Annotated in this window: 1 protein-coding gene and 3 pseudogenes; 3 read left to right on the forward strand and 1 reads right to left on the reverse strand. The window is 36.4% G+C overall.

The features are described 5' to 3' along the window. The first annotated feature begins 454 nt into the window (after positions 1-454). The 3 genes and pseudogenes from QM406_RS09880 to QM406_RS09890 form a co-directional block, all read left to right on the forward strand. Positions 455-691, forward strand: coding sequence for an IS110 family transposase (locus QM406_RS09880; RefSeq protein ID WP_414274116.1), 237 nt, complete (start codon positions 455-457; stop codon positions 689-691). A gap of 28 nt (positions 692-719) precedes the next feature. Then, positions 720-1565: pseudogene (locus QM406_RS09885) on the forward strand (IS630 family transposase). Between the two features lie 3 nt (positions 1566-1568). Then, a pseudogene (locus QM406_RS09890) lies at positions 1569-1691 on the forward strand (IS3 family transposase); the annotation flags it as partial. A 174-nt stretch (positions 1692-1865) separates the two neighbouring features. Here QM406_RS09890 and QM406_RS09895 read toward each other — a convergent pair. Next, positions 1866-2622 (reverse strand): annotated as a pseudogene (locus QM406_RS09895) (IS630 family transposase); the annotation flags it as partial.

The raw sequence follows: 2622 nt of genomic DNA on the forward strand, positions 1-2622 counted from the left end.
ACGATGAAATCAAGCATTATTAAAACCAGTGGAACTTACCCTGACACGGATTTCCACTGGTTTTTAGGATTTTTATCAGATTAACTTCCACTTCTAATAGCGGTGGAACTTAGTTTGCGAATTTAGCATCAAAATATTTCTATTTGAAGACGAGAAGGCTATTCTCAATCATGTAGTGTGTGAGAAATAGAAAACATCTCAGAGCAGATCAAGTTTCTTATCCAAAAAATTCTAAGCAGGTAGAGCCGCCTAACTCGTGACAGAAAAAGAAGTTTATCCTATAATGAAGGTGAACAATACCAATCCGTGATCTTTAATAGGGATTTTCCTAGCCTGTATGTAAAACTGGATGAACAAGAGTCATGAGATAACTCGAATATGCCTTGAGCATGAAAATAAAATTACTAGTAGCCTCTTGTTCTATTGTTCACATAGTTAACAGGAGGTTTTCATAATGGAAGTCATGATTGAAACGTGTTGTGGTATTGATGTCCACCAAAAATCCATTGTTTGTTGTATTCTAGATGGTCCACTAGATAGCAATAAACCAAAGAAAATTCAGAAGAAATTTGGAACAACTACTGTAGCTCTTCACAATGCCTTAGATTGGATGGTAGAAAAACATGTCACACATGTCTTTTTTGAAAGCACTGGGCAATATTGGCTCCCTCTCTTTAATATAGTCGCTTAGTTTATAAAATACATGTTATAATAAAGCTATGGCATATAGTACAGATTTTAAACAACAAGCATTAGATTACATCAAAGAGGGGCACAGCCATGTCGAGGCAGCTAAAGTTTTTGATGTTGGAGTCAGAACTCTCTTCACATGGTAAAAGAGATTACGTGAACAAGGACACTTAGAGCGGAAAAAACGAGTCGTCAAAAAGCGGAAGATCCCTTTAGAAGAATTGAAAGCCTTTATAGAGGCTCATCCAGATGCTTTTTTACGGGAAGTTACGGCACATTTTGATTGTGCTGTTCCTTCAGTATGGGCAGCTTTAAAGCAGATCAATGTCACTTTAAAAAAAGACGACTAGCTTTAAGGAACAAGATCCAGAGAAAGTCGCTGAATTTCTTGATATTTTGGATAATCTAAAAGATTTACCAGTCGTATATATTGACGAAACAGGAATCGACCGCTACCTCTATCGTCCTCATGCACGGGTTCCTAGAGGAGAGAAAGTCTATGAAAAGATTAGCAGACGGCGTTTTGAGCAGACTTCAATTTTTGTAGGACAAGTAGATGGAGTGTTTATAGCTCCCATGATTTAAAGGAAAGTATGACGAGCGATTTCTTTGTGGAGTGGTTCAAAACGCAACTTCTACCTGCTTTGAAGACAACTCATGTCATTGTCATGGACAATGCTAGTTTTCATCCCAAGAACATCTTGGATGAACTGTGCATCCAAGATAGACACTTTTTCTTACCTCTACCACCTTATTCACCAGATTTGAATCCTATTGAGCAGGCTTGGGCTATCTTGAAAAAGAAAGTGACAAATTTATTAAGAGAAGTTCCCAATATCTTTGAATCATTAGAGTGCTTTTTTAAAACTAAATAACTATATCAGATGACACGCTCTATGTCTAGAGTAGGTAAATGTATTGATAATGCCCCTGTTGAGAGCTTCTTTGGACACTTTAAAGCGAAGTGTTATGATTTGAGGAAGTATAGTCAATTGAAACAAGAATAGGACAAAAACCTCGAAAAAAGTAGGCTCTATAATATTTGTAGTGGGTAAATCCCCTATAGATATTATGGAGCCTATTTTGTTGTAGAAAAAAAGTCCCATATGACCTATAATGAAAAGCGACAAAACAACTCATTAGAAAGAATCATATGGAACAATTACATTTTATAGTCAAATGAAACAAGAATAAGACAAAAGAGCCTCGAAAAAAGTATTGCAACTTGGCAATACCTTTTTGAGGTGCTTTTTGATATGAGCCCATGTTTTCTCAATAGGATTGTACTCAGGTGAGTAGGGAGGAAGAGGTAAAAGTTTATGCCCAAACTCTTCACACAAGAGTTCTAGCTTACCCATTCTATGGAATCTTGCATTATCCATAATAATAACTGATGGTTTGTTTAAGGTTGGTAAGAGAAACTTCTGAAACCAAGCTTCAAAAAAGTCGCTCGTCATCGTCTCTTCGTAAGTCATTGGAGCGATTAACTCACCATTTGTTAGCCCTGCAACCAAAGAAATCCTCTGATATCTTCTTCCAGATACTTTACCTCTTATTGACTGACCTTTTAAAGAGCGACCATATTCTCGATAAAAATAAGTATCGAATCCTGTTTCATCAATATAAACAGGTGCTAGATGCTTTAAACTATTAAAATTTTTAAGAAATAAAGCTACTTTTTCTGGGTCTTGTTCATAGTAGGTGTGGTTCTTTTTTTTCGAGTGTAGCCCATAGCTTTGAGAGCATAGTGGATAGTAGTTGGGTGACATCCGAATTCAGAAGCTACTTCAGTCAAATAAGCGTCTGGATTGTCAGTAAGATAGTTTTTAAGTCTATCTCTATCAACCTTTCTTGGTTTTGTTCCTTTTACTTGATGGTTTAGCTCTCCTGTTTTCTCTTTTAGCTTTAACCAGCCATAAATGGTATTACGTG

The organism is Streptococcus infantis (assembly GCF_047465035.1).
In the GTDB taxonomy this organism is placed as follows: domain Bacteria; phylum Bacillota; class Bacilli; order Lactobacillales; family Streptococcaceae; genus Streptococcus; species Streptococcus infantis_T.